This is a genomic window from Burkholderia sp. AU6039, from assembly GCF_002223365.1.
Lineage (GTDB): Bacteria > Pseudomonadota > Gammaproteobacteria > Burkholderiales > Burkholderiaceae > Burkholderia.
The window spans coordinates 1-3,407 of the sequence record NZ_NKFK01000013.1 but is presented as its reverse complement, the minus strand read 5'-3'; the positions used below and the strand labels follow the sequence as shown (position 1 = coordinate 3,407).

Below are 3,407 nucleotides of genomic sequence, written 5' to 3'. Positions count from 1 at the left end.
CGGGTCCATGCCTGTGGGCACGCAGCACCGACACGCAAGCCACCGAGGTTGCCGTTCGCGTGGGCGTGCTCAATCGGATGGCGGAACTCGCACGTCCGCAATCCGTCTGTATCGTCTGAGTTCGTGAACAAAGGCACCACTTCGTCCTCACGCATCATTAATGCAACAACGCCGCGACGATTATGCGTTGTTCGCGAAATGTAATGCGCATGTGCAACAAATATTCTTCGCATTGCATGATCGCAATCTTCGGGAAACGAATGATATCTTCGTATCTTCTATTGACATTTGCGATGCAATTGTTACTTTGTTGGCATATCCGTTGCGCTAACCACAGTACATAGGATTGATGGAAAACGAGGATTATGTGGACGCAGATTCGACTCCAAAAAATTTAAATAGATTATTTTTTTGTGACTGCAGTTCGATGTCAATTGAGCTTGTATGATGGGGTGGCAGACGAGGTATTTGCGGGGCCCAATAGATGCACGCGATAACGCCTGATTGTAATTTTGTGGGGTCGCATCAAATAATCGAAAGGAATTTAATAAAATGGAGGGTGAATTTAGTGAGTCAAAATCGACTGTCAATTCGTAACCCGAAATGGGTAAATATAGAGGCATCCGGAGCGCTTTTCTGGTCGTGGCTGGGTCGTGGCAGTGCTGGCTTGATGCTATCCTTTCACGTAAATTACGTCTCGCAATATGAACGGCTCAGTTGTTGGTGCGTGGCCAAAGTAATCGAAAAAATATCGGCGGTAGTGGGTGTGATGGCTATTTTGGCATTATGAAATTTTGCAATTTAAATGCCATTTGATGTTTTTGTGATAAATTTATCGATAACCATTATTAATAAATCGAAAAATGATTAAACCGAAAGATGTAAGGGCTGCGGAACTCGAGGCGGAAGCAGAGCATTATTTCACCAAGTGCGAATTCCACGATGCTCTGCGTTGTCTCCAGCAAGCAATTGTAATCAGGAAAGAGAATGGAGATTGGAGTGGCGCAGGAAACTGTGCTCAAAACGTGGGATTTTTGCGTTTCGTTATCGCTGATCATGCGGGAGCAATCCGATCATACGAGGAAGCTCTGGAGTTTCGAAAACGCACCAAAGACCTTCGAGGGCAAGGCGTGACTTCTGGGCGGATGGCCGAAGTGTTCCAACAAATTGGAGAGCACGCAAAGGCAGTGGAGTGGCTGGAAAGCGCCTTGCAGTATTTTGTACGTACCAACGCCTCAAGAGAAATCAGCACGATACTCAACAATATGGCTGTCTCGTATCGCGAAATGGGTGCCGCGGACAAGGCACTGCAATGCTATGAACGATCGCTCGAGATTCGTCGGCAGATAGGTGATTTTGACGGGCTTGCAGCGACGCTACTGAATCTGTCAATATTGTACATTGATCAATCACATTATGATCGCGCTCAATCGCTTCTTGAGGAGGCCCGCGATCTTCGCAAAGAAATAGGCGACAACCGAGGCTTGGGTCGAATTGCCCTTCATCAGGGAATGCTTCACGAGGAGCAAGGAGATAATTCGTCCGCGATCAAGTGTTATGAGGATGCGTTGATTCTCGCCAAAGCAGAGGAGTCCATTCAAAGCGGGATTGACGAGGCTACTGTGTTGCTAAATCTCGCTGACGTGCTGTCAAATCAAGGGAAGGTTGACTCATCTCTTGTAAAGCTCGATGCTGCTGAGAAGCTCTTTTTCGAAGCGGGATTGATCCCTGGGATCGCTATGACTTACTACGGGCGCGGGCGAACGCTCGCCGCAGCAGGGCGATCGACGGAGGCGCTTGCTTGCTTCAAAGTAGCAAAGTCGCACTTTGAGAAGATTAATGATCGTCCGAGATTGATCTCCGTAGGTATTGCCATCGGAAACATCCTGTCTAGCTGTCGTCAACATAGGGAGGCTCGCGATGAATTTGTATCAGCCCTCGAACTACAGCAGCAGTTGTCGCGACCTCAAGACGAGGTGATCACTCAGCAATTGATTAGGCGGGAATGTGCGGCACTCGGTGACGAGACTGATGCCTGGAGTACGGTGACTGTTGCCATGGATCGACCGGGGCAGGCTATTGCTGATTCAGAATTCGACGGCGTTGCAATAGATCATATTGCTAATACTAGAGCAGGAGATTGTTCTATGCCAGACGCAGAGCCACCTGCAGGGCCGTACTCCTTACATTGAGTGCACATATGTTCTACATTGAGAGGTGCTCTGAGATTGGGCAGGCCAAACGGCACACCGATTACAATTCATTTCATCTCAAAACGCTTTATAATTAGTTTAATGAGAGACTGTTGTGGTAGTCAGAAATGGCTTGTGTAGAAAAGCAGAATTTCGCAGCTAATCAATGTCGACAATCGTGTTGCATTGCAGAGCAAGGTTGCGTTTGGTGCTCGTTTTTCGACTATGAAATGCTGATTTCAGAGTTATCGGGGATTCCAAAGGGTCTTGGAGTGAACCGGCCCGAGTTTTGTGGAGGCTCCAACTCTTGAGCGAATGGAGCCATGAACAAGAAGCCAAGCAAGTTTTCCCCGGAAGTCCGAGAGCGCGCAGTGCGCCTAGTACGCGAACAGCGTAGCGAGCACCCGTCCATGTGGGCGGCAGTCGAATCGATTGCGCCGATGATCGGCTGCACGCCGCAGACGCTGTTGGATTGGGTCAAGCGCGACGAGGTCGACCGTGGAGAGCGCGATGGCGTGAGTACGGCCGAGCGTGAACGAATCAAGGCCTTGACGCGAGGTCAAGGAACTGCGCCGGACCAACGAGATTCTCAAACTGGCGAGCGCATTTTTCGCCCAGGCGGAGCTCGACCGCCGTTTCAAGTCCTGAAGGCCTTCATCGATCAGCATCGCGACACCTTCGGGGTCGAGCCGATCTGCAAGGTCTTGTGGATTGCCCCGTCGGGCTACTGACGCCATGCAGCACAACTTCGCGATCCGTCGAAACGCGATGAGCTTTTGCAACCGGAGATCAAGCGTGTCTGGCAGGCCAGCATGCAGGTCTACGGCGTGCCGAAGGTCTGGAAGCAGATGAACAGGGAAGGCATTGCGGTGGCACGCCGCACGGTCGGACGGTTGATGAGGCTGCAGGGCTTGCGTGGCGCAGTTCGCGCTAAGAGACGGTTTCATAAAGACTGGTCGGGCCGCCGAAGGGTATTCCAGCAGATCAGGCAGCAACCGAGTTTGAGGAACGCGCCGTGAATGTCAGCACGGCGCTCGAAACGAATACGGAGACGACGGAAGTGATGCAGCCAGGCGTGCGTGCGCTCGACGACCCAGCGATATTTGCCAAGGCCGCTGCCATGTTCGGTACGGCGCTTGGCGATCACCGGCTCGATACCGCGATCGCGCAACGCGCGTCGATGTCGCTCGGAGTCGTAACCGCGATCGGCGTAGA

2 protein-coding genes, 2 pseudogenes and 1 other annotated feature are annotated in these 3,407 nt (G+C 51.4%); of the genes and pseudogenes, 3 read left to right on the top strand and 1 reads right to left on the bottom strand.

From position 1 onward, the window contains the following. The 3 genes and pseudogenes from CFB39_RS40000 to CFB39_RS38335 all read left to right on the top strand — a co-directional run. A pseudogene (locus CFB39_RS40000) lies at positions 1-119 on the top strand (IS5/IS1182 family transposase); the annotation flags it as partial. Between the two features lie 744 nt (positions 120-863). Then, positions 864-2,192 carry a tetratricopeptide repeat protein gene (locus tag CFB39_RS38340; protein ID WP_089476957.1) on the top strand — a complete coding sequence of 443 codons (1,329 nt, stop codon included), beginning with the start codon at positions 864-866 and terminating at the stop codon, positions 2,190-2,192. A 323-nt stretch (positions 2,193-2,515) separates the two neighbouring features. After that, positions 2,516-3,127 (top strand): annotated as a pseudogene (locus tag CFB39_RS38335) (IS3 family transposase); the annotation flags it as partial. Continuing rightward, positions 2,795-2,911, top strand: a sequence feature (AL1L pseudoknot). Its footprint overlaps the pseudogene before it by 117 nt. 8 nt (positions 3,128-3,135) lie before the next feature. Here the strand turns inward: CFB39_RS38335 and CFB39_RS38330 are convergent. Further along, on the bottom strand, positions 3,136-3,407 hold a 272-nt coding region (locus CFB39_RS38330), incomplete at its 5' end, for a transposase (RefSeq protein WP_144030397.1).